Genomic DNA, 25,942 nt, shown 5'->3' on the forward strand with positions numbered 1-25,942 from the left:
ACCCAATTGATCAGGTACTTCTTGTTATGAAAACTCGCTTTTTCCCCCTCCTCTGGATTCTGCTGGCGGCAATCATCCTCACCGCCGCCTACACATACTTCGACAACCAGCGCGTGATCCTGGTCCGGCAGCAGGTTGAGATCGAGAACCTGCCGCCCGAATTTGAAGGCTTCACCATTCTGCAGGTCAGCGATCTGCACGGCAAACGCTTTGGCGCCAACCAGCAGCGTCTGCTGGAGCTGATCAACAACACGCCTTACGATATGCTGGCCATCTCCGGCGACATGGACAGCGGCTACCAGCCCGACAGCCAGCCATTCTTCGAGCTGCTCGACGGGCTTGAAAACAAAGAGAACATCTTTTACACCAGTGGCAACAGCGGACCGTACGCGTTTGAGGAGTTGACCGGCGCGCTGACCGAGTCCGGCCAGGTTCTGCAAAGCAAAGGCGTCAAGCCGCTGAACCAGCTCTACACCCTGCAGCGCGGAGAAAGCCGCCTGTATGTGGGCGAGTTCTGGTTGTTGGATGTGATCAAGATTTACAACCTGGGGTTTTCCCAACAGCAGCTGGACCAGCCGGGGCTATCGGCAGCCGACCGCGAATATTATCAGGCCGCCCAGCAGTACGGGCAGGAGCTGCTCGCCCAACTGCAGCCCATTCAACCCGGCGACACGCTGATTGGCATCACGCATGTGCCGTTTTCCATCGATTCTGTCAGCGAGATGCCGGCCATCGCGCCTTCCTACGACCTGGTGCTGGCCGGGCATTATCACGGCGGGCAGATCCGCTTGCCGCTGATCGGGGCCGTCTACATCCCCGACGGCGCGTCGGAACGCGGCGGTTTCTTCCCGGCGCGGGACGAAGTGAGCGGCCTGAAGGATTGGGGGGATTTTCAGCAGTACGTCTCGCGTGGATTGGGGGCCAGCAGCGGCATTCCGCTGTTGAACTTCCGCCTGTTCAACACGCCTGAGATTAATCTCATAACTCTCACCGCGAAATGATTTTTCTTCGGAGGGTTTCGAGATTGGGCTGACGCAACGCAGCGCGTCCGCCCACATTGCCGTCCATACCAGAATCCCGTTCCTCGGTAGGGTGCGGCGCCGCCGCACCGGTCTGATTTGGCGATATTCTGACCCAATGCAATGGATCGACTCGAAACCGATCCATCAAAGGAAACGGTGGGTTGAGTGCGGGGCTGAAGCTCTTTTGCCTCAATGGAAATTGTCCGCCCTCAACACCACCCTACAAGAGAAGTCCCATCCGCTTCTCCCTCCCTAAAATGCGTTTTCCAGCATTTTGGGGAGGGTTTGGGGTGGGGCCCGTAGTGCGGCGCCGCCGCACCGGTCTGATTTGGCGATATTCTGACCCAATGCAATGGATCGACTCGAAACCGATTCATCAAAAGAAACGGTGGGTTGAGGGCTGGAGCAAAGTTCTTTTGACTCAATGGAATTTGTCCGCCCTCAACACCACCCTACAACAGATGCTGTTCCTCGGTAGGGGCGGACGGCCGTTTGCTTAATCTGCAGGCAGCAGCCCCAGCCCCTGCAAAATAGCGCGGGTAATCGCTTGTGCCTTCACACCATTCGCCGCCGCCTGGCTGCCATGAATGTTGGTGGCAAAGAAATAGACCTGGCCGTCTATTTCCAGATAACCCACAAACCAACCCACATATTCCACACTGCGCACCACCGAGCCGGTCTTGCCGCTCAGGCGGTAGCCTTCTCCCTCTTCCAACACCAGAATTTTCTTCACGATCTCCACCGAACGCGCTGAAAAAGGCAGCTCGCCGTCGTAAAAGCGGCGCAGGAAATCCACCTGCTCATCAGCCGAGATGCGCAGCGCGCCCTCCAGCCAGAAAGTGTCAATCACGCCTGAAATATCGGCGTTGCCGTAGCCTGCCGCCTCTACCCACTGGCGCATGCGCTCTTCCCCCACCCGCCGGGCCAGCGCCTGGTAATACCACACCACCGAGTTTTGAATCGCGCTCTCAAGGGTATGATCCTGGTTCCAGGAATCTACCGGCTGGGGAGTTCCATCCCACGCGATGACATCATGCTCATCGGCGATCACCCCCGTTTCGAGGCCGATCAGCGAATTGAGAATCTTAAAGGTCGAGGCCGGTAAATAGCGCGCCGCGCCTCCCCGCGGATTGTAGCGCAGCAGGCGGTTCTGAGCGGGGTCATACAGCACAAATGCGCCCTCAAAGCCTTCAAAATAAATCGCCAGCTCTGGCATGGTATACGCCACCGGGGTGGGCGGGCTGCCGGCTGTTACCGGTATGCTCGCGGCTGCAGGGTCGCTGGCAGGCACGGCCGTAGAAGATGGCGGAAAGCCGGCGCAGGCGGCCAAAATCAGCCCCAGAACGCCAATCCAAAAAAAGCGCATTGCGCGCATGGTATTACTCCCTTTTTTCAAAAGAAAAGTTTCCGCTGAGTTGATTAAACAACTTTCTTTATTATAAACGCTTCCACACCGCTGCCAATAGATCATCCGACCGCGTCCAACCCCGCCTTCTTCCGGTGATATAATCACAACCTGAAATCACATTCACCTTTCCGGCCGCCCATGAAAAAATCTCACCCGCTGTATTGGATGCTCACCGCTGCCGCCGCCCTGGGGGCGCTGGCGGCCATTCTGCTCTCACCTTCCAGCGCCGAGAAAGCCTGGCTGCTGGGGTTTTCGAAGCAGCGCCTGGCGCTGGCGGCCATTCCGCTGGGCGGGCTGCTGCTCAGCCTGGGCATGCTGGCCCTGCCGCGCCTGGCCCCCCGCCACTACCAGCGTCTCGGCGCCCTGGCGCGCCGCGTGGTGGAACCCGACGCGGCGCTTACCGCCAGCCTGGCCGCCTGGACTGTCCTGTTTACCATCGCCGCCTTCCTTTTCTTCCGCCTGGCGGTGGCCCCACACCTGACGATTCTCACCCTCACGCACGGCAATTTTCTGCCGCGCCTGGCCGCCTACCTGGAGCGCCTGTGGCCGGTGATTCTCTTCGCCGCCGCCTGCCTGGCGGTGTGGAGCCTGTATGCCGCCCGCGCGCTCAACATTCGCTTTTACAAAAACCCAACCCTGCTCATTGCCAGCTTCGCCGCGGTGTTGAGCGTTTTTGCCACCCTGTTTGCCTGGATGGTGTTTTTCTTCCAGCTCAACACCTTCTACCTCATCCCTGGCTATTACTGGCCTATTCTTTTCAAATCCAACTTCCTGCGTCACGCGGCTGCTTTCGCGGTGGTGCTGGGCGTGGTGCTGGCGCTGGGCCTGTCCATCCGCCGCTGGCCGCGCGCCGCGCTGCTGCACATCGCCCTCAGCGGACTGCTCTTCCTCGGCTTGCAGTTTCTGATTGGCTCTTTTGAAGGGCGCGGGCTGGCCTCGCTCAATGAGCGCTTCTTCCTTTCTTATCACCGCATCTACCTGGAAGAAGCCTGCAGCGCCAGCATCTCGGCGCGCGAGGCGGTGGTGCGCTACGAAGAACTCTTGCCTTCCATGTTCCTGCAGACCAAGCCGCCCGGTGTTTTGTGGCTGTCGTTCCAGATCAACGCCCTGGCCAACTCGCCCGCCCTTGCGCCGCTGCTGGATCGCTTTGCCGCCTATTTCACCCTTTCGGAGTTCCTGCCGCGCATGGATTCAAGCGCCTGCCGGCGCAGCATGGCGCTGGTCAGCCTCACTTTCCCCTTCCTTTCGGCCTCGCTGGTGTGGGTGATCTACGCCTTTAGCCAGCGTCTCTTCCGCGGCAAAGCCTTCGAAAACCTGGCCGCCTACAGCGCGCTGTTCAGCGTGCTGGCCCCCAACCTGATCATGCTCAGCCTGTTCCTCGACCAGGCGCTCTACCCGCCGCTCTTTCTGCTCATGGCGGGCGCGGTGCTGCTGGCCGTGCGCGAAGAATCGTGGGCGGGCTGCTTTGCGATTGGCGCGCTGCTCTACGGGGTGATTTTCCTCAGCTTCTCCATGCTGCCGCTGCTGGCCGTGCCCGTTTTCTATTTTGCCGCCGCGCAGTGGCAGAAAAACAAACCGGCCCAACTCTGGCCGGCGTTCAAAACCACCCTGCTGCCGATGGGTCTCGGTGGGCTGCTTTCCATGTTGCTGTTCAGGCTCTTCTGGCGCTACGACATCTTCACCCGCTACCAGCGCATGATGCAAACGCGCATCGAGGGCGATTTCTACACTCGCCTGGGGCTTTCTGCTGCTGGCGACGCCAGCCTGCTGGAAAAACTGCGTCAAACCTGGGACGCCGCTGTGCTCAACAACGTCGAAATGGGCATCGCGATTGGCTTCCCGGTCTTCATTTTCTTCGTCTTTGTCGGGGTGCGCAGCCTGCTGCGCGTTATCCGCCGCCAGCCCGGCGAGGCCGAACCCATCAACGCCAGCCTGTTCCTGGCCTATGCCGCCCTCATCGCCCTGCGCGTGGTGCTGGGCGAGGTGGCGCGCCTGTGGATGTTCTGGATCCCCGTCATGGCCCTGCTGGCCGTGCAGGCCTTTCTGCCGCTCTTCCGCCGCAGCCGCTGGGCGCTGGCCGCTCTGCTGGCCATGCAGGTCATCACCGTTTTCCTCACCTACCAGTATCAAGACTACCTGATGCCGCAGATGCTGCCGTAACCCCGCCCGGAATCCCGTTTAGCCTTCGCCCAGCACCTCCACCCGCGCCAGGCGGCGGCGGATGGCCTTGCGGTATTTCACCGCCGGGTGACCGAACAGCACCATCAGCCCCTGCTGGGCGTTATGGGGAATGTTGAACTGCTGGCGCAGGCGGCGGCTGTACTTAAAGAAGTAACCCGCCGTGCCGATCATAATGCTGCCCAGGCCCAGCGCCTCGCCGGCCAGCATGGCATAGGTGGCGGCAATGAATGGATCGGCCGGGTCAGAATATGGCGAGCAGTAGAAATACACCGCCAGCGGCGCGTCGTACAGCCACCAGTCCGCGCCTTCGGCTTCCATCTGGAGAAAGGTGTCCATGGTGGGCACGATAAAAGTATCGAAGGATTCAAATTCCTCGCGCTTCATGAACGGGCGCATCAGGCTTAATGAGGTGCGCGTAACAAACGGCTTGATCTTTTTCAAATCCACCATCATCGCGTCGCGCAGTTCGCGCACCCGCCCCCGGCCGTGCAGCACCAGCGCGCTCACATCGCTGGGCGGCAGGCCCATCGGCGCGCTGGCCGCCGCCTCAATGATCTGGTCCACCAGTTCGCGTTCCACCGGCCGGCTGGAAAACTCGCGCGTGCTGCGCCGCGCCAGCATCAGATTATGCAGCTGGGCGTAACTGGCGCGCTGCTCGCGTGGGGCAATGGGCAGCACATCCGCGGCGAATAAATCGCGCCCTTCCACGGTGATGGCGTCTTCGGGGCACACCACCACGCACTTGCCGCAGGCGATACAGCCAAACAGGCGCGTCTGGTCCACAAAAGGTTTTCCCTCGCGCATGATCAGCGGCGCGCCCTTGCATACCTTCACGCACAGGCCACAGCCGCTGCATTTCTCATCATCAATTCGTACCTCAGCCACACCCTCTGCTCTGCTGGTTTTGATGGCCATGATTTATGACTCCCGGGTTTCAACGCCCAAATTTTCATTGTTTAATTGATTCACGGCAAGCATGCCGTGGGTTAACACATCCAAAAACACATTCATCACCCGCTGCCATTCCACGCCTTCCTCACTGGTCTGGAAATAAGCGTTCAGGTAAGGTAGTATTTGCGAATCCCCCAGAATGATGGTCATGCCGTGCAGCAGGCGCGCCGCGGCTTCCAGGTCCAGGTCCGCGCGCACTTCGCCGCGCTCCAACGCCGCCGCCAGCATCTGGCGCACATTTTCCAGCATCACAGCCGCGACCGGTCGCACCACCCGTTCCTGCATTTCCGCGTTCTGGTTATAGGCCGCGGCGGCGAAAAAGCGCACAAAGCTGGCCTGCGCTTCGCTCCACGCCTCGCCCCCCTCAATATAAGCGCGCAGACCCTCGCGCAGCGGCATTTCGGCCAGCCAGGGCTGGATATAGTTGAAGGTCTCGCACACCTGGCGGGTAACCAGCTCGATGGAAAAATTAATCAGACCCTCGCGGTTGCCAAAATACTGGTACAGCGAACCGACGGCCACGCCCGAACGGGCGGCCACATGCTTGATGTTGATCCCCGCCGGGCCGCTGACGGCCGCCTCGGCCAGAATGGCGTCAATCACCGCCTGTTGGCGGTCAGGGTCCAGGCGGCGGAAGGTGCGGGTGATCACCCCTTGATCTTCCAATTTCAGCAGCAGCGGGTAGATCTGTTCGGCAGATAATGGGATAGTATATTCTTGTGAACTCATGGTTCATATTTTATGCAATTTATGTTCACCTGTCAAGAGCAAAAGAATTGCCGGTCAAGAAATCGACCGGCAGGAGGATGTCAATCGAGCGCGGAAAACTGTTCCGGCAAGGGTTCCTCATCCAACCAGGCGCGCAGCACCGTGGCGAACAGTTCTGGATCGTTCAGCGGCCAGTTATGCTGCTCGGCCAGCGAGGCAGGCCGTCGCAGGTGGAACTGGTACGCCTTCGCGTTAGGTAAAGCCGCTGCCAATTCGCGCGCCGATTGGCGCATGGCCGCGTATTCGCGGCTTCCCGCCAACACCAGCACCGGCAGATGGGCTTTATCCAGGTCCGCCGGCAGGCGGTAGCGCTGGTTTTCCAACATTACATCGGCAAAGGATTGCGCCGTCAGGCTTTGAAACTCCGCTTTGAACGGCTCAAACCATTGATCCGGAATACCTGCCGCGGATTTCATATTCAGACGAATATAGGCATCCCAATTCTTGAACGGGGCAACAGAAGACACATAAGTGGCCTTTAGCAAACCCTCTGAGGCCAGCCAGCCCATGCCCGGCAGCGGGCGCAACAACGCGCTGCTCACCAGCGCGCTGCGGATGCAGCCCGGATCCAGCGACAGCATCTCCACCAACACCTGCGCGCCTTCGGAAAGCCCCACCAGGTGTGCGCGCCCGTCCGGCGCCTGCGCGCGCACCAGGTCGATGACCATTTGCGCCGCGCCGCGAATACGGAAACGTCCCGCCTCCCGGCTTTGTCCGTGTCCGGGCAGGTCGGGCATCCAGCAGCGATAGGAATCGCCCAGCAGGTCTGCCACCGGCTGCCACATCCAGCCTGCCGCTCCGCCGCCGTGTAAAAAGATCACCAGTGGCTTCTCAGGTAAGCCGCTTTCATGCACTGCCATTGTTTTGAATTTGAATTGATTCATCCTATTTCCCTGCTCAATCATTCATTGTTTTTTTATACTCTAACTCCAGCAGCGCGATCTCGGGCGAACAGTTAAAACGCACCGGTACGCCCGACCAGCCGATGCCGCGCGAGATGAACATCGCCCCGCGCGAAAGGTGCAACAAGCCGCTCACATAGGCTTTGTTATTCACCGGCAGCATTGGCGCGCCGATCAGCGGCAGGCGCACCTGCCCGCCGTGCGTGTGCCCGCACAACATCAAATCCACGCGCCCCGAAAAAGGCACATCAAAACTATCCGGGTTGTGCGCCAGCACCACCCGCGCCTCATCCGGCGGAATATTGGCCAGCGTTTCTTCCAATCCCAGTTCGTCCTCCCACAAGTCCCCCGCCCCCGCCAGCCATAAGGGCTGTCCATCGCGCTCCAGGCGCACCACCTTGTGGCGCAGATTTTGCCCGCTCTTCTCCAGCCAGTACAGCGAGCGGTCCGTATCCGCCCAATGATCGTGGTTGCCCAGCACCGAATACACCCCCAGCGGCGCTTGCAGCCCGGCCAGCAGCGGCCAGATGCGCTCGATCTGGGTGGTGCCGTTCTTTTCGCGCACGTAATCGCCGGTGCAGACGATCAAGTCGGCGCGTAAATCCATCACGGTGCGCATCAGCCCTTGCAGCCAGCCGTCCGGCGACCAGGGCCCGGCGTGAATATCGCTCAGATGAGCGACGCGCAGCCCGTCAAAAGCCGGCGGCAGGCCGGGCAGCGCCACCCGATAGCGGTTGACCGTCACCCAATAGCGTTCGATGAAAACCGGATAGCTGGCCGCCAGCGCGCCCCCCAAACCCACCAGCGATGCCTTGAGAAACTGGCGGCGCGTGAGCAGGGTCTGGTGAGAGGGAAATGGATTGTTTTGCATCGGCTGATTCGATCCTTGATGAGCCGCCTGAAAGATGGTTTCACTCCAGCAGCAGGCGGTAGAGATTGGTCTCCCAGCGCTGAAAGCCCATCTTCTGGTACAGACGGTTGGCCGCCTCGCGCGACGGGCGCGAGGTGAGGCTGACGGCTTTGGCCCCCGCCTCACGGGCCAGCTGAATCGCCTCGCGGGTCAATTCCGCGCCCAGCCCGCGCCCGCGAAAGGCCGTATCCACCACCACGTCTTCGATCCAGGCGTGCGTGCCGGCTGGCGTGGCGTAAATCACCAAAGTCAGCATGCCAGCGATCTGTCCGTCCTCCTCCGCCAGCAAAATCTGGCTGGCCGGCGACTCGATCACGGCCTGAATATGCTCGCGCGTAGGCACGGGCGCGTTGGAAAGCTGCGGCATGAGGCGCGCGAGGGCTTGCATAAACGCATCGGTTGCGGCGGGCAGGCGGGTAATGGGCATGTTCATCCATCCTGTGTTTTTCTTGAGTATACCCGCAGATGGCCTTTTTTTATCCAGAATAACGCGCCCAGCGCAAAAGAAAACCGGCCCGCTTTCACGGACCGGTTCTTTCAACGCTCTATACCCTCAATGCTTACAGCTCGCGCCGGAAAAATTCCGGCAGCGCGAAGGCCGCGCGGTGCATTTCGGGGTTCAGGTAATTCAACCCTTGCGGGTAGGTTTTGCCCAGGCCGTTGCTCCAGGGGGTATCAGACATATACATAAAGCCGATTCCGCCGCCGGGGTAGGTGGGCACCAGCGAGTAGTAGTAAGCCGGGTTTTGGGTCAATCGTTTGGCCACTGCCAGAATGTCTTTGATCAACTGCGTGTCAAAGTACATTTGCTCGCACTGGGTCGAGACCGCCCCGCCCGGTTTAAGAGCGTGTTTCATCAGCTCGTAAAACTCTTCGCTGAAGAGGCGCTCGGCCATACCAATCGGGTCTGTCGTGTCGGAGATGATCACGTCAAAAACGGCCTGGTTGCGCTGCATATAAGTGAAGGCGTCTTCAATCACCAGCTCAAAACGCGGATCGTCGAAGGCCGGCGCGAATTCGGTGAAGTGCTTGCGGCTCAGCTCCACCACGCGGCGGTCCAACTCGCTCATCACCACCTTCTTCACGCTGGCATGCTTCAACACCTGCTGCAGGGTGCCGCCGTCGCCGCCGCCCACAATCAGCACGGTTTCAGGGTTGTCCACTGCCAGCATGGGCACATGGGTGATCATTTCGTGGTAGCCCATATTGTCGCGCTCGGTGAGCTGGATGATGCCGTCCAGAATCAGTGCCTTGCCGAAAAACTCGGTGCGCACAATTTGCAAATGCTGGAAATCGGTTTGCTCGTCTTCCAGCACCTCCAGCACCTTCAACGACTTGCGGTACCAGGGATGTAATTCTTCGTTAAACCATTGTTCAGTCACGGCTTACAAACACTCCCGAGGCTTTTTGGGCCCCAAATGTCTCAATCGTAAAGCGCGCCGCAATTTCCGGGTCGAACTTCTTGCAAGAGAAGATATCGAGGTAAGCAGAGTTGGTCTGCTCGGCAAAATGGGCGCACACGTTGCTGGTTTCGATCAACTGGACCAGAGAATAGCCGGAGACGCGCGGGTCCTCGCCAAAATTGACGATGGTAGGCTCTCCAAAGCGGCGCATCTCGATCAGGTCGCATAGATCCACCACATAGTCACGGATGACGTCGGCTGAGCAAATCTGCTCAGGCAAACAGTCATAAATGTTCAGCACCAGGTGCCAGCCCCACGGTTCAGCATCGCGGGTTTTTTCCGGCTCTGGCATACGCAGATAGGTTAATACGGGGGTCGGGGTAAGCGTTAAATCAGACACGGTTCTCTTACCTCCGCCTCACGTTCAATTTTGCGCACCGAAATATCGGCGGCACCGAACATCACCTGCAGGCGGTTGATCAGCGGCTGAATATCCAGATCTAAATTGCAGGTGAACAGGTCAATCGCGCAATAGCCGTGTTCCGGCCACGCATGCAAGCTGGCATGGGACTCCGCCAGCAGGAGGAAACAGGTGAACCCGTGCGGAGAAAACTCATAGTATCCTTCGGATACGATGGTTAACCCACTTTCAAACACTGCCTGATAGAACAGATCGCGTGAACGCCTGGCGTCCATCAACCGTTCCTGATCGCAGTTCGACAGGTCACAAATATAGTGTTCCCCGAGTTTCAACTGACCGTTCAACTTTACCAGCACCTCCTTGAGATTATGAATGGGTTGTGATTAAACCGGCTAATTTTCAGGGCAATTGGCCTGCATGTCAATCCTTTGCAGGTTAAGAACCATTAAGAGGTTTTCCGGGGATGGTGAGGTTAAGCGCAGGGTATGAATTGGCGCCGCGCCGCCAATGAGAAGACGGTTCTTCGGTAGGGGCGGACGGCTGTCCGCCCGAGAAAAGACACCCAAAGAACGGGCGCGACACCCAAAAAACGGGCGCGAGGCCTCGCGCGCGTACATAAGAATGGTGATCAGGTTCTTCCTCAGGCGCTGCCGCACCGCCTTGGAGATGGCGGTCAATCGCGAATTATCAATCAACAAACGGTGGGGTTCGGGCGGTTTTGAGATTCTTTTGGCGCGAGAGAATTGAACCGCCCTCAACGCCGCCCTACAAAGAATCCGATCTCCCCCTACCCCCAGCCCAGCAGACGCGCCAGCGCCACCAGCGCCATGCCGGTCAACACCGGGGCGAACAGGCTGCGGGTTTTCCAGGCCACGCCAAAAGCCGGAATGGCTGCCAGCCAATACAGGTTGTTCAGGCTCAAATCCAGCGTGCCGTTGGGCATCACCAGCGCGGGCAGCAGCATGGCCGCCAGCACCGCCGGGGGAACGTAGCGCAGCCACACCTCCACGGCGCGCGGCAGGGTACGCCCGGCCAGGTAGAGCACCGGCAGCACGCGCGGCAGGTAGGTTACCAGCAGCATGCCGAACAGGCCGATTAAGACTCTTTGTTGATCCATAATTCCAGTCCCATTCCCAGTGTGGCTCCCAGCAGGGTGGCCAGAATCACGCTCCACTGATCCATGCCTGCCAGCATCAACCCGGTCGAAACCACTCCCGCGGCGGCGGCTACCAGCAGCGTATTCAAACCGCGTAGCTGCATCACCAGCAGGGCGATGAACATGGCCGGCAGGGCGTAATCCAGAGCATAGGGGCGCACGTCGCTGATCAACTGGCCGAAGGCCGCGCCCAGCCAGCTGCCCGCCACCCAGGCAACCTGCGAGGTGAGGTTGGCGGCGAACACCCACAGCGGATCGGGGGTGTGCTGGGCAAAGTGCGCGCTGTGCAGGCCAAAGGTCTCATCGGTCAGCTCAAAGGCGTACCAGGCCAGGCGCGCCTTGCCCCAGCCCTGTAGTTTAGGGGCGATGGAAGCCGACATGAGCAAATGGCGCAAATTGACCACAAAAGTGGTAGCGATGATCGAAAGCAGCGGCGCGCCGGCGGCAAACAACCCCACGGCAATAAACTGCGCCGACCCGGCGAAGACGATCAGCGACATCAGCAGGGTGTTGAGCATCGACAGCCCGGCCTTGTTGGCCAGCACGCCGTAGGCAAAACCAATGGTGACATAACCGATCACAATCGGCAGGGCGCTGGCCATGCCGCTCATCCAGCGGGCTGCCGGTGAATGGATTTTTTCTTCCGTTAATTCAGGGGTGGACATAACGCTCCCGGAAAGAGTTAGAAATGCGGGCTTTGCTGCTTGACAGTCCATTTTATCATCGATAAGATGATTAAGTATGTCTCGCAATCCACACCAGGGAGGAACCCATCATGGCTTATCCAGACGCAAAACATCTCGCGCAGAGTTTTCATCTCACCTACTGGGTGATCAGGCAGCAGGTTGAGGGCCTCACCCACGCCGACAGTCTCATCCAGCCGCCGGTGCGCGGTAACTGCCTTAACTGGGTGCTGGGACACATCCTCACCGGGCGCTGCGCGGTGCTGGCCCTGCTGGGCGAGCCGCCGGTGCTGACCGCCGATCAGATGGCGCTGTACGAGACCGGCTCCGCGCCCATTACCGGCGATGACGGCGCCGTCGCGCTGGAGGCGCTGCTCGCCAACCTGGACGAATCGCAGCAGATGATCTTCTCGGCGCTGCGCGCCACGCCGCAAGAACGCCTCGATTATCTGTTGGAAGATGGGGAAAACGGCCAGAGCAGTGTAGGAGAAGAAATTGCCAGCCTGGCCTGGCACGAAACCTACCATGTTGGGCAAATGGAACTGCTGCGCCAATTGGCCGGCAAAAACGACCAGGTGATCTGAAACCCGCGCTTATTTTTCCAAGCGCGCCCCGCCCAACCAGCGCGCAGCGTTGATATTCACCGCCGCGCCGTCAATTTTCCAGCGCGCGTAAGGCTGCGGGTCGTCTTCCCAGCGGAAAACTGCCTGTGAGGGCAGCATTACGCCATTAATCCGCTCCCAGTCGGAGAAGTCCACGCGCCAGAGCTGCGGCCGGGCATACCCAGAGCGGGGCTGCAGCGCGGTAAAATGCGACAGCAAGTTGGTTTGCGGGTCAAAGAAAGCCGTCAGGCGGGTTTCACCGCCATTGTACGGCACTACCAGCTCTGCCGCCAGATTGGAAAGTCCCTCCCAGCGCGCGCGACTATCCAGCGCGTAAATAGAAGGATGCCACACCGCCTCTACCCACAGCTTGAGTAAATTCCAGTGATCAATGGTATCGCCGTTTTGCGCGCGCCGCGACATGCGAATGACGCCGCGCCCGCCGCGCAGGTATTCCTCTCCACGCGCGACCGGCATGCCATACCACGATCCCTGCCAGCGGCGGTAAAAAGCGCTCCCCGGCAGGTAGAGGGTTTTGAAGCGCATCGGCAGCCAGCGGCGCTTATAACGCACCTGGGCGCGCCCCCACACAGCGGCGTTCTCCGGCAAGGCGGCAGCCCCGCACAGGCTGGCGCGCAGATAGTCACGCACAGGCAGCGGCAAATGGTCTTCAGGCAGGGGCTGGGGTTCTGGGGCGGGACGCGAAGTTGGCGCCCGGAATGCCTTGGGGCGGATTTCAAATCCCTGGAGCGCCAGCACAACCATGATGGCCGCCCCGAGCACAAAAACGCCCACCAACCAGATAATGACGAACATGGGGCTGTTCCTTACTTTTCAACAACCAGTTGATGATTCCCTTTATACCATAGAAAAAACTCCGCCGCCATCTACTTAAAGAGGATTTACACACGCAGCATATAGTCCAAAAACGCCATCCGGTAGACCTGCCCGTCGCTGTGCAGCTGCCGGCGCGCGCGCTTTTCTTTGATCAGGGTTTGCATGCCGTCAAAATAGCAGTCGCCTTCGTCGTCCTCAAAATAACTGTGCAGCACCAGGCCGCGGTCTTCTTCCTGCAAGAACTCGCCCTTTTCCAGCGGCTGGCCCTCGCCAAACCCGCCGTCATCCACCGAAAGAAAGTTCACATAAAACAGGCCGCCGGGGCGCAGCACGCGGCGCATTTCCGCGATGGCGGCGGCAATATCCGCTTTGGACAGGTGGAAAACGGAATTGTAAGAGTAAACAAAGCTAAAGGATTGGTCCGCGAAGGGCAGGCGGCGCATATCCGCCTCGCGAATATCCACGGTAAAGCCGTGCTGGCGGGCGGCCTCGCGCGCCAGCTGGGCGCGCTGCGGGTCAATCTCCACCCCGGCGGCACGATAGCCATAGGCGCAAAACAGGTTGAGGGGCGGGTTGGCGCCGCCCGCGCCGCAGTCGAGCACTTCTTTGGGCAGGGCTTCACGCTGGCACAGCGATAAAAACGTATAGAGCGGAGCAGGGTAAAGCGTGTTGTTCATTGGGCAAAACCTCCATTTTCATGCACAGTATACCCGCCCGCCGGCGCGCAAGCTATTGGGCAGAAGGCCAGTCTTATTTCCAGCCTAACGAAGGAAGACAAAACAAAAAAATGGGGGTAGAATCAATACCACAGTAAGCAAAAGAAAACCGCCTCTCCCAACCAGCAGCGGAGAGGCGGCGGTAATTAATCTTCAATCAAATTGTAGCGCCGCAGAGCGGTGTTGAGGATCATGTTAACCAGCTCCGCATGCTCCACGCCGTCGGCGGCGGCTTCGATCACAATGTCCGAGATGCCCGGCGAAAGTCCCGGCAGGGGGTTGATCTCCAGAATGTAGGGCTTCCAGTTGTCGTTGGCGTCCAGACGGAAGTCCACCCGCGATACGTCCAACCCACCGGTCACGCGGAACACCGCCGCCGCCAGCCAGTTCAGTTCGTCAATCACCTCGTCGTCCAGGCTGGCTGGGCACAAGTAGGTGAGCTGGTCGGCCAGGTCTACCTTGAGGCGGTTGCTGTACACCTCGTCGCTGTCGTGGTACGGCTGCAAGTCCACTTCGAGGGGCGGGAAGAAGCGCAAGCCGGCCTGCACGCGCGGGGCGCGCGGGTTAACCGGCAAACGACGCGCCACCGGCCCCACCAGATTGCCCACCATGCCCACGGTAATCTCGCGGCCTTCAATGTAGTTTTCCACCAGGGCCACCTGGTGATAGCGCTCAATGATGTAGCTTACCTGTTCGCGCAGTTCTTCTTCGTTGTGAACAATCGACTTGCGGCTCACACCCATGCCTGTGCCTTCGCGGCTGGGTTTTACAAACAGCGGGAAGGTGAGGTCATCGTGCAGTTTTTCATTGGAACGCTCAAAGGTCTGAAACGGCGGGGTGGGCAGGTCGTGCCAGGCCAGAATGCGCTTGGTCATCGGTTTATCCAGCGCCAGCGCCAGGGTGAGCACTTTAGAGCCGGTGTAGGGGATTCGCAGCATCTCCAAAATAGAAGGGATATGCGCCTCGCGCGAGTCGCCAAAGTGGCCTTCGCAAATATTAAAGCAGATATCCGGCTGATAACTTGGCAGGGTATTCACCAGGCTGGTGTCGCCCTCAAAGAACTCGGCCTCGTGCCCGCCGCTGCGTACAGCGTCGACCAGGGCATTAATCGTCTTTTCCGAATCCAAGTCGTCCCACTGGTCGGCGGGCATACCATCAATGCGGGGGGCATTCTTTTTGAGATTGGCCAGAACGGCCACACGGAATTTTTTCATGTTGGGTTTGGTTGGTCCTTTTTGATCGTTTGAAATCGCCGTTTTCAGGCGTTTAACTGGAAGGTATGGTACGTATTTTCACACGGATTGCCCCAGGCGGCGTGCATCTGGCGCGTGGTGAGGTCCATCACCAGCGAGGTGATGGTTTTCTCACGGTCCAACGGATCGCCGGCGGTATCGTGGTTGCATATCGCGTCGGGAGAGTTGAGATGATCGCGCAAGATTTCTTGCAGCGTTTTCACCGTGTGGCGCCGCGATTGGGTCAGCAGACGACTGGCGCGCCAATAGCGCACCCGCGTGCTGATCAACTCATCCGGCTCGCTTTCAATCTTTTTCATTTCCGGGTCAACATAGTGATTGGTATGCACCATGTAGCCGTCTTCACCGTAGAGCAGAGCAAACTGGCGCGCCGAAACCTCCACGCTGTATATTTCACCGCTCTCATGCACCAGCAGGTGATTGTAGCCGGCCGCGCGCTTGGGGGCCAGCATGTGGCGGATGGCGTCAGAGGGGCGTTTGGCCGCCAGCACCGCCCGCGAGACAATGATGCGCGGAATACCTATGCGGCAGTCTTCAGTGTAAACAGAATCGCAGCATTGAGCAATGCCGTAAGCATTAAAGCCAATATTGGGTAACAGGCAGCCGTAGGTCATCGCCAGAAAGGGCGGCTCATCTGCGGGCTGGGCGTGCACCAAAAACACATCGTCCTCATCTTCGGGGACCCAGTCTTCATTGTGTGCCACCAAAACATTGTCATTGGCCGTACACGATTGGTTCACCGCCAGGCTGGTGCATTTCATCAGATGCAGGGCGTCAGTGGTCACCGCTTCCATGGCGTTGACCACCGCCACATCATCAAACGAGACGTTGGCGCCTTCGGCAATGCCATGCAGTTCTTCCACATACTGCGGGTAGCGCTCTTCGGCAAAGGGAATGTACTTGCGCGACTGAATTTGCGCGCCACCCCAGGTGAGTTGAAGATCGTTATACGCATCGGATAATAAGGTGCGCGCGTTTTCTATGCTGTGCGCCACCTGCTGGCGGCAAGCCTCGCCAATCTGGTTGCCCATCTGGCGGTGACTGCCGTATATGGAAATCAGCGGAATCATTTTCTCTTTCATCTTTCCTCCGCGCCGTCCGGAGAACAATCACCGGCGCGATAATGAGCGCCGGCGAGTCTTTCAATCTTCTGCTGGGGTTACACCCTTGCGCTGCGGCCCCACTTTCGCCGGTCAGATGGCTTAAAATAGCCGCTGTGCAATGGCTGAACATCGTCCAGCGTGATAAAGGCGTCTGGGTCTACCTGGGTGATCAAAAGCTGCACGCGTCCAATTTCCTTGCGCTGCACAGCGCAGTGGATAATAAACACCTCACCCTTCATGCCCGTGGCAGTGGAGATGGTGGCGGCGTAGCCTGCTTCTCGCAGGCGTGCGGCGATTTCCGCGCCGCGTTCAGCCGAGAAGACCTGCAGCATGCCAAAACCAATCGCCAGGCGCTGCTCCAGGTAAATGCCCAGGATCACACCCGTGCCAAAGCCGCCGGCGTAACCCAGCACCGTCCACACATTGAGGGGGCCGGTAAGCACGGCGCCAATCGCCACCACAAACACGGCGGCCTGAATGCTGCCCACCGCGCCCGCCAACAGTTTTTTGCCGCGCATCACAAACAGCAGGCGCAGCGTGTCGAGCGACATGTCAATCACCCGTAAAAAGAACACCAGTATTCCGGCATAGATCGGATTTAATTCCATCATTTGCTTTTATTTTTCCTTTTCCTTAATTTTCTCCTGCCGCGAACCTTACTCCACCTGAAGAATTTTCACCGTGTAGTTGCCGGTGGGTGTGTGCACCATCACTTCATCACCCGCCGCGCGGCTCATAATGGCTTTTCCAATTGGCGACTCGTTGGAAATGCGTCCCTCTTTGGGGTTGGCCTCGGCCGAGCCAACAATCATATACGTTTCAGGGTCATAGCCCTCTTCTTGAATGGTTACCTTCGATCCGATTTGCACAACACTGGAAGGCATGGCCGATTCTTCAATGATCTTCGCGCTGGAGAGCAGCATTTCCAACTCGCGAATGCGGCCTTCAATAAAGGCCTGTTCAGCTCGCGCCATTTCATATTCCGGGTTTTCATCTTCGCCATTGCCCACGGTTTCCCGCAAGATAGCGGCCACTTCGTCCCGCCTGCGGTAGATGAGGTCGTGCAGTTCTTCCTGGAACTTCTGGTACCCTTCCTGTGTCAAATACGTTGTCATTGTCTCTTCCTCTCCTGTCGCAAAAACACAGATCTTTACCTGGAAAGGCGTTCTTTCATGCTCGCATTTGGCAGCCTATCCAGTACGCTTGGCGGTCTTCCCATTGGGAACCCGCCTGCCGGCACAGCCAGACCAACCATCCTTCATTTGGAAAAGAGCAGCCCGGCTGCCATCAGTGCCCGCAGCCAGCGTACCATCTAGTAGATTAATTATAATACCGGGTGGGTTTTAATGGATATTTGCCGCCTGAAACCCGGCGCAGGCAACCAGGCTGGCTAACCCAAAAGGCAGAAACCATGCAACCAAAGCGCGCGCGGCGCGCAACGAAAGCTGCCGCGGCTGGTTTTAACTTTTACAAACCCGATCAACACGCTTTTCTTCGCTTCAATTTCGATTATAATTAGAGAGAATTAAACGCTAGTGACAGGTATCTTCGACCACGAGAAACAAACTCCACTTTTTGATGAATCCATCCATAGATTTTAGAACTGCGTTATCACGCGTTGAGGGCTGCGCCCTCGCCCTTCCAACGCGTCTGCATCCAGGCCACTCACATCTTTCCAATTCCAAACACCAAAAACACAATCATTTATGGGAGTCTCTGAAATGTTCACGGTTATGTGCCCGTCCTGCAATGGATTAGTGCGCATCAAGACAGAGCCAAGATTGGGCCAATATGTAACCTGCCCCAACTGTCAAAAGATGACCAAAGTTATCTCGCTCCACCCGCTGAGACTGGAAGTGTTATCGGTTAGTTGGGGAATGAATCCGGTGGAAAGCGCGGCCAGCCCGGATAAACTCTCCAGGCGCCGCCAGGAGCGCTTCAACCGGGTAGACCAAAACCGGGATACCGACGAAGAATTCGAATTGGAAGAATTTGGCGGCGTCAAAAGAGGCAAACCCGCCAAGCGCGGCCATAAAACTGGCAAGCTGCGCAAGCCCTCTTTTGACGACGAATTTGGATATTAAATTCCTGCCTTTTCCACAACGCGGAAGCAAAAAGCGCGCTGGCGGTTAAACCTCCAGCAGCGTATCCAGAACGGCCATCAACGAGCGGATTAATGATTCGCGCTGCGCGGCGCGCTGCGCCACTTCCCGCAGCAGAGCGGCGTCGCGGGTAAAGCGCGCCGTTTCGTCCGGCACCTCGCGCAAATACTGAATCAGCCGTCCCATCAACTCCTTGAGGCGCGGATAGCAGTCGCCCAGCTCTCTTTCGGTTTGGCTGTCCAGCCCTTCCACTTCTTCCAATTGCGCGCAGGTGTTTTCTGCCAGCCGGATCCATTCCTGAATGCTGGCGCCCGCCTTATTCTTAAACCCCGCGCGCGCCATCGGCCGCGCGAACACCGGCAGGTGATTGAACTCATCGCTGGTTTCTTCGAGGATTTTCACCAATCCCTGACACAACAAAATACCCTGACGGATCAGCTCGATCCTGCCGGGGGTCATCTTTCGCACCGGGCTGCCGGTAGGCGGGGCATCCGTCTCTTTCAACGCCGATTGAGGGGCCGCAATCAGTCCACAGCGCTGCAAAATCTCGTAACCGTCCACCACATCACCGTGATATTCCTCTGCCAACGCGCCGGCCAGGTAAACGGCAGCGGTAGCGGCGTGCGCCGCGGGCATCAACCCGGTGTAGGCCGGGTGCAGCGAGAGGTTGAGAAATTCTTTTTCTGTAACGCCCAAACGCGGGGCCAGGTCGCGCGCCACACCGCGAATGCCGGGCGTATCGACCATGCCAGGCGCAAACGCAATCACCCGCACACCCTGCGCGCCTACCTCGGCCGCCAGCGATTGCGAAAAACCCACCAGGCCCTGCTTGCTGGCAATATACGCCGAAAGGCCGGGCATGGCGTCGGTGGAAACCATGTTGATGATCACCCCGCTGTGGCGGGAGATCATCTCCGGTACAAACGCGCGCGCCATCAGATACGCCCCGCGCAGATTCACCGCGATGGTTTTATCCCACAGCGCGGGTTCCATCTCCACCACAGAGGCGACCGGGCAAACGATGGCGTTATTCACCAGCAGGTCAACCGGGCCGAACGTTTTCCGCGTGAATTCTACCAGCCGTTCCACCTGCGCTGCGTCAGAAACATCCGTGCGCGCGAAGCGCGCCGAACCACCAGCGGCATGGATCTCTTCTTCTACCTGTAAGCCTTCATTAAAAATCTCGGCCAGAATCACGCGCGCGCCGCACCAGGCCAGTGCGTGGGCCAGCTCTTTGCCAATTCCGCGCCCCGCTCCGCTCACCACCGCCACTTTACCACTGAGAAATTCTGGGGACAGGCCAATTTGCCGCAGTGTTTCAATCGTGTTCATTCAGCAGTCCTCAACAACAAATAATCGTTTAAGTATTCAGCCTTTCCAATACCGCCAGCGGAACCCAGCCAGGCTCGCCCTGCGCCGGCTGGCACCAGGCCCATTGGTCTTGCGTATATAGCACTTCCAGCGTGTCGGCGGGTTGCACGCTCAGTTCTACGTCGCGGTAATCGCAAACCGCACGCCAGGCCGCGCCGTCCGGATCTAAATAGGCCAGCGGCATCCACCCGCTTACCTGGTTGGAGGTGGTTACCCACACCCAGCCCGGCCATTCACTTGGGCGCGTTTCCGCCTGTAAAACATCTCCCTTGGAAATAATCAAGTTTCCATAAGGCGCGGCTTGGTGCGCCGCAATGGCCCGATAATATCCTTTCAATTGACACCATCCATCTGGAAGAAAAGCGGGTATGCATGCCAGGGCATCCAGCCGCTTTCGCGCCCGCTTGCCTGGAATCATTGTAGCGTGAAAACGGCAGAATTTGTAGCAAAATCGAATTGAATTCACAAAATTGAAAAAGGGACGTGCCCACGCGCCCCTTTTTCGCTGCCCGGAGAGGCAAGAGGAACTCAGCCGCCACCGGAAATATGAAATCTCCCTTTGTTAATCACCAAAACAGGTACCCACCTTGCGCGCGCTGTCGAGCCACACATGGTCGAGCGGAACGAGCTTGCGCTGGCCAGCTACCTCTTCCAGCGGCACCGGAATCACTTTTTCACCGCGCACAGACGCCATTACACCCGCCTTGCCTTCATGGATAAAGCAGGCCGCGCTGGTGCCCAGCTTGGTGGCCAGCAGGCGGTCGGCCGCCGAAGGCGCGCCGCCGCGCTGCAGGTAGCCCAAAATGGTTACACGCGACTCCAGCGCGGTCAGCTCTTCCAATTTGGCCGATAGGCGCATGGTGTTGCCAACATGCGCCAGCTCAAACTGTGCCAGGTCTTCTTCGGCTTTTTTGCGGTCGGCCTTGTCGCCTTTTTCCAGCTGTTTCAGCAGGGCGCCCTTCACCTGCGCGTCTTCAACCGAAAGCGCGCCCTCTGAGACGGCCACAATGCTAAAACGCTTGCCACCGCGGCTGCGCTGAAGTATGGCTTCGGCAATTTTTTCCACATCGTACGGAATTTCCGGCACCAGGATCACATCCGCGCCGCCCGCCAGCCCCGCGCCCAGCGCCAGCCAGCCAGCATTGTGGCCCATAATTTCCACCACAATAATGCGGTGGTGGCTGTGGGCGGTGCTGTGCAGGCGGTCGATGGCCTCGGTGGCAATGCTGAGCGCGGTATCGAACCCAAACGTGGTGTCTGTGCCGGCCACGTCATTGTCGATGGTTTTCGGCAAGGTGACCACGTTAAGTCCCTTGTTCTTCAGGCGCAGGGCACTTTTCTGGGTTCCGCCGCCGCCCAGGCACACCAGATAGTCCAGGTGGTGCGACTGGTACACCGCCACAATCTCGTCGGTCATATCCACCAGCTTGCCGCCCACCGGCATTTTATGCGGCTTGTCGCGGCTGGTGCCCAAAATGGTGCCGCCAATCGTGAGAATGCCGGAGAGGGCGTGCTCATCCAGACGCACCATGCGGTTCTGCATCAGCCCGCGAAAACCATCCTGAAAACCGATCAGGTGCATGCCGTATTCGCCTAAAGCGGCCTTACCCAAGCCGCGCAGGGCAGCATTAAGGCCCGGGGTGTCTCCCCCGGCGGTCAGGACTCCAACCATTTTTCCGGTCATTGCCTTCCTCCTTGACGGGTTTCCGTCTGTGCTGCTTGTAGATGCTTTAATTGTAGCGAAATCGCGCGCGTTTAGGCAGCCGAATCAGGCTCATCGGCGGCGATGAAAAAGGCCAGCGCGCCCAACAGCGGAATAGCAGTAATAACCAAAGCCCACAGGGCGCGGGCGGTATCTTTGATCGGCTTGCCGCGCAGCACAAACAGCGCCGCCAGGCTTAACACCGGCCAGATCAGCATCAGCATGAAAAATAAAACATTCGCGAAAACAAACCCAGCTCTTGCCATCATTTTCTTATCTCCATTTCTCTTAACGGTCAAATTCCTTTTCATATAACCGGTAACCCGATTCTTGCATGCCCAGGGCGCGATAGGTGCGTTGGGCGGTGTGGTTGGTGTGTTCCACATACAGGCGCAAGCCGCAGACTTCCGCTTCCTGGTGCGCCAGATTTTCCACCTCCACAAACAGGCGTTTGAAGACACCCTGGCGGCGGTATTCGGGGCGCACATACACGCTCTGAATCCACCAGAACAGCCCATTGCGCCAATCGCTCCACTCGGTGGTGATCATCAGCGCCCCGGCCACCTCGCCATCCAGTTCGGCCACCAGGTAATAGCCCAGCTCGGGGCGGCGCAGCAGGTTCTGCAGGCCGCGGGTGATGGTCTCCGGGTCGAGGCGTTTGCCTTCCGTCTCCCAGGCCATGGCGGTGTTAAAAAACGCCAGGGTTTCCACGTCGCGCGGGGCGGCTTTGCGAATTTTTATCCCTCGATTCATGCCGGTCTCCGTGTGGCGCGCCGCGATCAGCGCTTGCCCATAAAATCGATATCGCGCTCGTCGTTGCGGTCGGTGGCGGGCGGCGGTTCGGGGGTAAACGCCGAAACGCGCTCGCGCAGTTCGGTGGTCATCTCAATCTCCAGCGACTTGAGCGAGCTTTCCAACTGGCGCACATTGCGCGCGCCAATGATCGGAGCGGTTATGGCGGGGTGCGACATCACCCAGGCCACGGCCAGCGCGGCCGGCTCCCAGCCGTTCTGGCGCGCGAAGGCGTTCAGGTCTCCGGCAGCGGCATACATCCAATCATCCTTGTAGCGCGCCATGTACATTTTGTTGGTCATCAGGCGGCCGTCCTCTGGCCGGTGGGTCTGGTCATACTTGCCGCTCAACAGACCACCGCCCAGCGGGCTGTAAGCGATCACGCCCAGGCCTTCGGCCTGCGCCATCGGCAGCAGTTCCACCTCGGCCTGGCGCTTAACCAGGTTGTACATCGGCTGCAGGCACACCAGGCGCGCCAGCCCCTCGCGGGCAGAGATGCCCAAAGCCTTTTCCACCTGCCAGGCGGCGAAATTACTCACCGCCGGGTAGAGAATCTTGCCCTGGCGCACCAGATCATCTAGGGCGCGCAATGTTTCTTCCAGGTCGGTGAAATCGTCAAAGCGGTGAAGGAAGTACACGTCAATGCGGTCAGTGTTCAGGCGGCGCAGGCTGCCTTCGACCGAGCGAACAATGTGATAGCGCGAAGAGCCGCGGTCGTTCACCCCCGCCCCGCTGGGAAAGTAGACCTTGGAGGTGATCACCACCTGGTCGCGCTCACTGGCGATGAAGCGCCCCAGGTATTCTTCCGATTGGCCGTTAGAATACACATCGGCGCAGTCAAAAAAGTTGATCCCGGCTTCGCGGCAGCGGCGGTAGAGCGCGGCCGATTCCGCCTCATCGGCGTCTTTGGCAAACGACATCGCGCCAAAACACAGTTTAGAAACGCGCACTCCGGTCTTTCCTAAGAAACGGTATTCCATTTTGCTCTCCTTATCACGCTTAAAGTCATCTCAGGGGCAGGGAAACAGGTTCCAGTTGTCGCGGTACTCGGCGTATTCACTGCGCGAGCACTTCCACATTTTTCCGGCCCACTTGATATTCCAATACGACTCCACCTGCTGCAGTTCCACGCGCAGCTTCATCTCGCTGATAGTCTCGTCCGGGCAGCCGCTGAGCACCAGAATAATGGTAACCTGGCGGCTGTCTTCACCGGGCAGATAATACACTTTACGGCTGCTGCAGTTCGGTTCGGCGGGCGGCCATTCCTGAAAGCGCAGCGCCACTTCCAGCGGATTGTTGACCCATTCCGCGCCTTCGTTCTGGGCAATTCCAAAATAGGAGAAGAAGTCATTATACAGGTTCAGGTACACAGCCAGGTAGCTGGCCTGGTCATCTTCTTCCGGATACACATCCACACTGACCCCGGCCATGTTAAAGGGCGGCAGTGGCGTGGGCAAGGTGGTTTCCGCCGGGGTGGGCGTGTTTTCCTCTCCACCGGGGGGCGTTGGCGCGGCAGGGGCAGAAGGCCGGCAGGCCGCCAGCAGCAGCACAGCCGCCAGCCACAAGCTCCAACGCAGACCGCGCCGCGGTCTCATGCTGCTTCTCCCGCAAAGCGAGCCAGCCCATAGGCGGCGCGCGCTTCGCCAAAGTAGACGCGGTGCGGATCTGGCTGCGCCGAATCCAGATAGAAAGACGGATCGCACATTTGGGCGGGGTTTACATCTTGCCAATACATTTTTTCACAAACCAGCACCAGTTCGGCTTCCATAAACGCCGGCGCAGAGCAGCCCGGCACCGCCGCCGGGGTCAGGCCTGAGGCGGCAATCTTGTCCATCTCGCGCCCCGAACGGCTGCCCAGCAGGTTCAACGCCGGGCGGTAGACTGGCGCGAAAGCCGAGAGCGTGAAATTGGGATAGCGCTCCATAAAGACATAGGTATAACGGGTGGGCCGCACGGCCACCATAACCAGCGGGCGGTTCCAGATGGTGCCCAACGCGCCCCAAGAAATGGTCATGCTGTTGAAATCGCCTGCCGCAAAATCACCGGCAGTGAGCAGCAGCCACTGCTGATCGAATAAGGCATGCGGGGCAACCCGCAGAGAGTCCAGCGGAATGGAAGGTAAGGAAAGTTCAGGGATCATTTTCACCTCGCTGTCAGTTTGCCATCCTTAAGGGGACTCGGCATCCCACTGAGAGAGATCGTCCCAGCGGTAGGCCACTTGAATCACGCGCATACCGCCGAAAACAGCATTCTTTTGCCCGGCAGGCACGCCGCCCATGCGCTCGTAAAATGCGCGCGCCGTCTGGTTGGTTTCCAGCGCCCACACCAGCATGCCGCGCAGCTTGGCGCGCCGCAGTTGGTTTACCGCGGCCAAAAACAACTGCCGGCCAATGCCGCGCCGTTGATGGCTTTGCAGCAAATAGAGGGCAAACAATTCGCCTTCCAGCGGCAGCAGCGGGTCGCGAGTGCGGCCGCACAGCGAGAACCCCACCACCTGGCCGCCATCCGCTTCGGCTACAAACGCCCAGCCGTGCTGCGCGGGGTCGGCCAAAATGCCGTTCCAATAGTGCTCGACATCGCGGTACGAAAGGCCGTTCAAGAAGCTGGCCGGCAGCAGCCCGCGGTAAGTGGTCCGCCAGCTGTCCACCCGCACCAGGGCGATGGCACGCGCGTCTTCCTGTTGGGCGTTACGAATCAGCATCCTTACCCACTCCGTCCAACCCGGGGGCCATCTTCAGCCGGGAACAAAAATACTGCTCGATGAAATCCACCTCGCGGCGAATTTGGGCCTCGCTCCAACGCGCGCCGGGTTCCACCAGCACCAGTTTGCACTCCACATCATCCAGGCGCTCAATCACCGCCGCGCATACACCGTCAAACTCCGCCAGCGGCTGGCGCGGACCCAGCACATAGGCGTCCAGCTCTTCGCCATCCGCGGAGAAAACGCCGGGGATGTAGCCGTAATTGAGCGGATAGGCCCATTTGAAGCGCGCATCCTGCCAGCCCAGCGGCCGGTCAATGACGGCGCGCAGGCGGCGGCCTAAAAATTGAAATGCGTCTGCCTTCTGCATGCTACCCCGGTTTAGATCAAATTGAGCTGGCGCGGCTCGCCGCCGGTTTCATCATCCGGGCGGTAACCAGCGTCAGCGGGCAGGTTTTTGCCGCTGGCAGCCTGCACGGCCAGGCGGTCACAGCGCTCATTTTCGCGGTTACCGGCGTGGCCTTTCACCCACACAAATTCCACCTGGTGCTTTTCCAGCAGATCGAGCAGCTGCTGCCAGAGATCGGGGTTGAGGGCTTTATCTTTCTTGTTGCGCTTCCAGCCGTTGGCGCGCCAGCGTTTGGCCCAACCCTGGGTAACGGCATCCACCAGATATTTCGAATCGGTGTGCAAAGTTACCTGGCTGGAGACAGGCAGAACGCGAAGCGCCTCAACGGCGGCGGTCAATTCCATGCGGTTGTTGGTGGTCAGGCGATAGCCGCCGGAAAGCTCTTTGCGCTGCCCGGCCTGCAAAATGACCGCGCCATAGCCGCCGGGACCAGGGTTACCAATCGCTCCACCGTCGGTGTAAATGATGACTTGCGGTTTGCTCAAAAGGGTTTCCGATCTCTTTTTGAAACAATTGTAATACAACAATGTCAGAAAGGCGCGCGCGTTG

The 25,942-nt window shown here is 59.0% G+C and carries 33 protein-coding genes; 5 read left to right on the forward strand and 28 right to left on the reverse strand.

What is annotated here, in order from left to right; genetic code table 11:
• The first annotated feature begins 26 nt into the window (after positions 1–26).
• The gene (locus ADN00_RS10440; protein WP_075062922.1) at positions 27–1,001 is read left to right on the forward strand and encodes a metallophosphoesterase; all 975 of its coding nucleotides are present in this window, start codon (positions 27–29) and stop codon (positions 999–1,001) included.
• A 517-nt stretch (positions 1,002–1,518) separates the two neighbouring features.
• Here ADN00_RS10440 and blaOXA read toward each other — a convergent pair.
• A complete protein-coding gene (blaOXA, locus tag ADN00_RS10445) occupies positions 1,519–2,397 on the reverse strand; it encodes a class D beta-lactamase (RefSeq protein ID WP_160317514.1) in 879 nt (292 codons plus the stop codon).
• A 171-nt stretch (positions 2,398–2,568) separates the two neighbouring features.
• Here blaOXA and ADN00_RS10450 point away from each other — a divergent pair, with 171 nt between their 5' ends.
• Positions 2,569–4,590: a hypothetical protein gene (locus ADN00_RS10450; protein ID WP_075062923.1), complete on the forward strand. Its 2,022-nt coding sequence runs from the start codon at positions 2,569–2,571 to the stop codon at positions 4,588–4,590.
• An 18-nt stretch (positions 4,591–4,608) separates the two neighbouring features.
• Here ADN00_RS10450 and ADN00_RS10455 read toward each other — a convergent pair whose 3' ends face one another.
• From ADN00_RS10455 to ADN00_RS10505, 10 genes are all read right to left on the reverse strand, one after another.
• Positions 4,609–5,526 (reverse strand): nitroreductase family protein, encoded by a 918-nt coding sequence (locus tag ADN00_RS10455; protein WP_075062924.1) that lies wholly within the window; start codon positions 5,524–5,526, stop codon positions 4,609–4,611.
• A gap of 3 nt (positions 5,527–5,529) precedes the next feature.
• Complete coding sequence (locus ADN00_RS10460; protein WP_075062925.1) at positions 5,530–6,291, reverse strand: TetR/AcrR family transcriptional regulator; 762 nt, start codon at positions 6,289–6,291, stop codon at positions 5,530–5,532.
• An 80-nt stretch (positions 6,292–6,371) separates the two neighbouring features.
• On the reverse strand, positions 6,372–7,214 hold the full coding sequence (locus ADN00_RS10465) for an alpha/beta fold hydrolase (protein WP_075062926.1): 843 nt from the start codon (positions 7,212–7,214) through the stop codon (positions 6,372–6,374).
• A gap of 13 nt (positions 7,215–7,227) precedes the next feature.
• Positions 7,228–8,103, reverse strand: coding sequence for a metallophosphoesterase (locus ADN00_RS10470; RefSeq protein WP_082390051.1), 876 nt, complete (start codon positions 8,101–8,103; stop codon positions 7,228–7,230).
• A gap of 40 nt (positions 8,104–8,143) precedes the next feature.
• On the reverse strand, positions 8,144–8,569 hold the full coding sequence (locus ADN00_RS10475) for a GNAT family N-acetyltransferase (RefSeq protein ID WP_082390052.1): 426 nt from the start codon (positions 8,567–8,569) through the stop codon (positions 8,144–8,146).
• Between the two features lie 133 nt (positions 8,570–8,702).
• On the reverse strand, positions 8,703–9,524 hold the full coding sequence (gene speE / locus ADN00_RS10480) for a polyamine aminopropyltransferase (protein WP_075062928.1): 822 nt from the start codon (positions 9,522–9,524) through the stop codon (positions 8,703–8,705).
• On the reverse strand, positions 9,517–9,945 hold the full coding sequence (locus tag ADN00_RS10485; RefSeq protein WP_236691505.1) for an S-adenosylmethionine decarboxylase family protein: 429 nt from the start codon (positions 9,943–9,945) through the stop codon (positions 9,517–9,519). The genes speE and ADN00_RS10485 overlap by 8 nt, the downstream gene beginning before the upstream one ends.
• The gene (gene speD / locus ADN00_RS10490) at positions 9,933–10,310 is read right to left on the reverse strand and encodes an adenosylmethionine decarboxylase (protein WP_075062929.1); all 378 of its coding nucleotides are present in this window, start codon (positions 10,308–10,310) and stop codon (positions 9,933–9,935) included. Before speD ends, ADN00_RS10485 begins: the two co-directional genes overlap by 13 nt.
• A gap of 443 nt (positions 10,311–10,753) precedes the next feature.
• Complete coding sequence (locus tag ADN00_RS10500) at positions 10,754–11,083, reverse strand: AzlD domain-containing protein (RefSeq protein WP_075062931.1); 330 nt, start codon at positions 11,081–11,083, stop codon at positions 10,754–10,756.
• On the reverse strand, positions 11,062–11,787 hold the full coding sequence (locus tag ADN00_RS10505) for an AzlC family ABC transporter permease (RefSeq protein ID WP_075062932.1): 726 nt from the start codon (positions 11,785–11,787) through the stop codon (positions 11,062–11,064). The genes ADN00_RS10500 and ADN00_RS10505 overlap by 22 nt, the downstream gene beginning before the upstream one ends.
• A gap of 110 nt (positions 11,788–11,897) precedes the next feature.
• Here ADN00_RS10505 and ADN00_RS10510 point away from each other — a divergent pair, with 110 nt between their 5' ends.
• Positions 11,898–12,389, forward strand: a complete 492-nt coding sequence (locus tag ADN00_RS10510) for a DinB family protein (RefSeq protein ID WP_075062933.1) — start codon at positions 11,898–11,900, stop codon at positions 12,387–12,389.
• A gap of 9 nt (positions 12,390–12,398) precedes the next feature.
• Here the strand turns inward: ADN00_RS10510 and ADN00_RS10515 are convergent, their stop codons facing one another.
• The 6 genes from ADN00_RS10515 to greA all read right to left on the reverse strand — a co-directional run bounded on the left by ADN00_RS10515 (position 12,399) and on the right by greA (position 17,431).
• Positions 12,399–13,223 carry a DUF6544 family protein gene (locus ADN00_RS10515; RefSeq protein ID WP_075062934.1) on the reverse strand — a complete coding sequence of 275 codons (825 nt, stop codon included), beginning with the start codon at positions 13,221–13,223 and terminating at the stop codon, positions 12,399–12,401.
• 86 nt (positions 13,224–13,309) lie between these two features.
• Complete coding sequence (locus ADN00_RS10520; protein ID WP_075062935.1) at positions 13,310–13,921, reverse strand: class I SAM-dependent methyltransferase; 612 nt, start codon at positions 13,919–13,921, stop codon at positions 13,310–13,312.
• A gap of 185 nt (positions 13,922–14,106) precedes the next feature.
• On the reverse strand, positions 14,107–15,174 hold the full coding sequence (locus ADN00_RS10525; RefSeq protein ID WP_075062936.1) for a D-alanine--D-alanine ligase family protein: 1,068 nt from the start codon (positions 15,172–15,174) through the stop codon (positions 14,107–14,109).
• A gap of 44 nt (positions 15,175–15,218) precedes the next feature.
• A complete protein-coding gene (locus ADN00_RS10530; RefSeq protein ID WP_075062937.1) occupies positions 15,219–16,295 on the reverse strand; it encodes a C45 family autoproteolytic acyltransferase/hydolase in 1,077 nt (358 codons plus the stop codon).
• Positions 16,296–16,372: 77 nt separating this feature from the next.
• Positions 16,373–16,927 (reverse strand): DUF2179 domain-containing protein, encoded by a 555-nt coding sequence (locus ADN00_RS10535; protein WP_075062938.1) that lies wholly within the window; start codon positions 16,925–16,927, stop codon positions 16,373–16,375.
• Between the two features lie 45 nt (positions 16,928–16,972).
• Positions 16,973–17,431 carry a transcription elongation factor GreA gene (gene greA, locus ADN00_RS10540; RefSeq protein ID WP_075062939.1) on the reverse strand — a complete coding sequence of 153 codons (459 nt, stop codon included), beginning with the start codon at positions 17,429–17,431 and terminating at the stop codon, positions 16,973–16,975.
• 57 nt (positions 17,432–17,488) lie between these two features.
• Here greA and ADN00_RS20000 point away from each other — a divergent pair, with 57 nt between their 5' ends.
• Positions 17,489–17,632, forward strand: coding sequence for a hypothetical protein (locus ADN00_RS20000; protein ID WP_160317515.1), 144 nt, complete (start codon positions 17,489–17,491; stop codon positions 17,630–17,632).
• Between the two features lie 405 nt (positions 17,633–18,037).
• Entirely contained in the window at positions 18,038–18,400 is a 363-nt protein-coding gene (locus tag ADN00_RS19770; RefSeq protein WP_152966325.1) for a hypothetical protein, read from the forward strand.
• 45 nt (positions 18,401–18,445) lie between these two features.
• On the opposite strand, the gene ADN00_RS10550 is transcribed toward ADN00_RS19770, so the two are convergent.
• The 11 genes from ADN00_RS10550 to rnhA all read right to left on the reverse strand — a co-directional run bounded on the left by ADN00_RS10550 (position 18,446) and on the right by rnhA (position 25,878).
• The gene (locus tag ADN00_RS10550; protein WP_075062941.1) at positions 18,446–19,750 is read right to left on the reverse strand and encodes an SDR family NAD(P)-dependent oxidoreductase; all 1,305 of its coding nucleotides are present in this window, start codon (positions 19,748–19,750) and stop codon (positions 18,446–18,448) included.
• 28 nt (positions 19,751–19,778) lie between these two features.
• Complete coding sequence (locus ADN00_RS10555; protein ID WP_075062942.1) at positions 19,779–20,126, reverse strand: SH3 domain-containing protein; 348 nt, start codon at positions 20,124–20,126, stop codon at positions 19,779–19,781.
• A gap of 225 nt (positions 20,127–20,351) precedes the next feature.
• Positions 20,352–21,473, reverse strand: coding sequence for a 6-phosphofructokinase (locus tag ADN00_RS10560; RefSeq protein WP_075062943.1), 1,122 nt, complete (start codon positions 21,471–21,473; stop codon positions 20,352–20,354).
• A gap of 71 nt (positions 21,474–21,544) precedes the next feature.
• Positions 21,545–21,760, reverse strand: a complete 216-nt coding sequence (locus tag ADN00_RS20005) for a PLDc N-terminal domain-containing protein (protein ID WP_075062944.1) — start codon at positions 21,758–21,760, stop codon at positions 21,545–21,547.
• A gap of 19 nt (positions 21,761–21,779) precedes the next feature.
• A complete protein-coding gene (locus ADN00_RS10570; protein WP_075062945.1) occupies positions 21,780–22,244 on the reverse strand; it encodes a GNAT family N-acetyltransferase in 465 nt (154 codons plus the stop codon).
• Positions 22,245–22,270: 26 nt separating this feature from the next.
• Positions 22,271–23,263: an aldo/keto reductase gene (locus ADN00_RS10575; protein WP_075062946.1), complete on the reverse strand. Its 993-nt coding sequence runs from the start codon at positions 23,261–23,263 to the stop codon at positions 22,271–22,273.
• A 30-nt stretch (positions 23,264–23,293) separates the two neighbouring features.
• Complete coding sequence (locus ADN00_RS10580; protein WP_075062947.1) at positions 23,294–23,878, reverse strand: hypothetical protein; 585 nt, start codon at positions 23,876–23,878, stop codon at positions 23,294–23,296.
• Positions 23,875–24,423, reverse strand: a complete 549-nt coding sequence (locus ADN00_RS10585) for a flavin reductase (RefSeq protein ID WP_075062948.1) — start codon at positions 24,421–24,423, stop codon at positions 23,875–23,877. Before ADN00_RS10585 ends, ADN00_RS10580 begins: the two co-directional genes overlap by 4 nt.
• A 27-nt stretch (positions 24,424–24,450) precedes the next feature.
• Positions 24,451–24,984 carry a GNAT family N-acetyltransferase gene (locus ADN00_RS10590; RefSeq protein WP_075062949.1) on the reverse strand — a complete coding sequence of 178 codons (534 nt, stop codon included), beginning with the start codon at positions 24,982–24,984 and terminating at the stop codon, positions 24,451–24,453.
• The gene (locus tag ADN00_RS10595; RefSeq protein ID WP_075062950.1) at positions 24,971–25,354 is read right to left on the reverse strand and encodes a hypothetical protein; all 384 of its coding nucleotides are present in this window, start codon (positions 25,352–25,354) and stop codon (positions 24,971–24,973) included. Before ADN00_RS10595 ends, ADN00_RS10590 begins: the two co-directional genes overlap by 14 nt.
• Before the next feature lie 11 nt (positions 25,355–25,365).
• Positions 25,366–25,878 carry a ribonuclease HI gene (gene rnhA / locus ADN00_RS10600; protein ID WP_075063042.1) on the reverse strand — a complete coding sequence of 171 codons (513 nt, stop codon included), beginning with the start codon at positions 25,876–25,878 and terminating at the stop codon, positions 25,366–25,368.
• Between the last annotated feature and the right edge of the window lie 64 nt (positions 25,879–25,942).

The organism is Ornatilinea apprima (assembly GCF_001306115.1).
Lineage (GTDB): Bacteria > Chloroflexota > Anaerolineae > Anaerolineales > Anaerolineaceae > Ornatilinea > Ornatilinea apprima.

Bases quoted from the DNA above. Each gene is read 5' to 3' on its own strand.
- ADN00_RS10525 (WP_075062936.1), bottom strand. From the start codon at position 15,174: ATGAAAAAATTCCGTGTGGCCGTTCTGGCCAATCTCAAAAAGAATGCC.
- ADN00_RS10520 (WP_075062935.1), bottom strand. From the start codon at position 13,921: ATGAACAACACGCTTTACCCTGCTCCGCTCTATACGTTTTTATCGCTG.
- ADN00_RS10510 (WP_075062933.1), top strand. From the start codon at position 11,898: ATGGCTTATCCAGACGCAAAACATCTCGCGCAGAGTTTTCATCTCACC.
- ADN00_RS20000 (WP_160317515.1), top strand. From the start codon at position 17,489: ATGCTCGCATTTGGCAGCCTATCCAGTACGCTTGGCGGTCTTCCCATT.
- greA (WP_075062939.1), bottom strand. From the start codon at position 17,431: ATGACAACGTATTTGACACAGGAAGGGTACCAGAAGTTCCAGGAAGAA.
- ADN00_RS10505 (WP_075062932.1), bottom strand. From the start codon at position 11,787: ATGTCCACCCCTGAATTAACGGAAGAAAAAATCCATTCACCGGCAGCC.
- ADN00_RS10535 (WP_075062938.1), bottom strand. From the start codon at position 16,927: ATGATGGAATTAAATCCGATCTATGCCGGAATACTGGTGTTCTTTTTA.
- ADN00_RS10575 (WP_075062946.1), bottom strand. From the start codon at position 23,263: ATGGAATACCGTTTCTTAGGAAAGACCGGAGTGCGCGTTTCTAAACTG.
- ADN00_RS10465 (WP_075062926.1), bottom strand. From the start codon at position 7,214: ATGAATCAATTCAAATTCAAAACAATGGCAGTGCATGAAAGCGGCTTA.
- ADN00_RS10455 (WP_075062924.1), bottom strand. From the start codon at position 5,526: ATGGCCATCAAAACCAGCAGAGCAGAGGGTGTGGCTGAGGTACGAATT.
- ADN00_RS10460 (WP_075062925.1), bottom strand. From the start codon at position 6,291: ATGAGTTCACAAGAATATACTATCCCATTATCTGCCGAACAGATCTAC.
- ADN00_RS10475 (WP_082390052.1), bottom strand. From the start codon at position 8,569: ATGCCCATTACCCGCCTGCCCGCCGCAACCGATGCGTTTATGCAAGCC.
- blaOXA (WP_160317514.1), bottom strand. From the start codon at position 2,397: ATGCGCGCAATGCGCTTTTTTTGGATTGGCGTTCTGGGGCTGATTTTG.
- ADN00_RS10560 (WP_075062943.1), bottom strand. From the start codon at position 21,473: ATGACCGGAAAAATGGTTGGAGTCCTGACCGCCGGGGGAGACACCCCG.
- ADN00_RS10500 (WP_075062931.1), bottom strand. From the start codon at position 11,083: ATGGATCAACAAAGAGTCTTAATCGGCCTGTTCGGCATGCTGCTGGTA.
- ADN00_RS10470 (WP_082390051.1), bottom strand. From the start codon at position 8,103: ATGCAAAACAATCCATTTCCCTCTCACCAGACCCTGCTCACGCGCCGC.
- ADN00_RS10595 (WP_075062950.1), bottom strand. From the start codon at position 25,354: ATGCAGAAGGCAGACGCATTTCAATTTTTAGGCCGCCGCCTGCGCGCC.
- ADN00_RS19770 (WP_152966325.1), top strand. From the start codon at position 18,038: ATGTTCACGGTTATGTGCCCGTCCTGCAATGGATTAGTGCGCATCAAG.
- ADN00_RS20005 (WP_075062944.1), bottom strand. From the start codon at position 21,760: ATGATGGCAAGAGCTGGGTTTGTTTTCGCGAATGTTTTATTTTTCATG.
- ADN00_RS10570 (WP_075062945.1), bottom strand. From the start codon at position 22,244: ATGAATCGAGGGATAAAAATTCGCAAAGCCGCCCCGCGCGACGTGGAA.
- ADN00_RS10590 (WP_075062949.1), bottom strand. From the start codon at position 24,984: ATGCTGATTCGTAACGCCCAACAGGAAGACGCGCGTGCCATCGCCCTG.
- ADN00_RS10530 (WP_075062937.1), bottom strand. From the start codon at position 16,295: ATGAAAGAGAAAATGATTCCGCTGATTTCCATATACGGCAGTCACCGC.
- ADN00_RS10440 (WP_075062922.1), top strand. From the start codon at position 27: ATGAAAACTCGCTTTTTCCCCCTCCTCTGGATTCTGCTGGCGGCAATC.
- ADN00_RS10585 (WP_075062948.1), bottom strand. From the start codon at position 24,423: ATGATCCCTGAACTTTCCTTACCTTCCATTCCGCTGGACTCTCTGCGG.
- ADN00_RS10515 (WP_075062934.1), bottom strand. From the start codon at position 13,223: ATGTTCGTCATTATCTGGTTGGTGGGCGTTTTTGTGCTCGGGGCGGCC.
- ADN00_RS10450 (WP_075062923.1), top strand. From the start codon at position 2,569: ATGAAAAAATCTCACCCGCTGTATTGGATGCTCACCGCTGCCGCCGCC.
- ADN00_RS10550 (WP_075062941.1), bottom strand. From the start codon at position 19,750: ATGAACACGATTGAAACACTGCGGCAAATTGGCCTGTCCCCAGAATTT.
- ADN00_RS10580 (WP_075062947.1), bottom strand. From the start codon at position 23,878: ATGAGACCGCGGCGCGGTCTGCGTTGGAGCTTGTGGCTGGCGGCTGTG.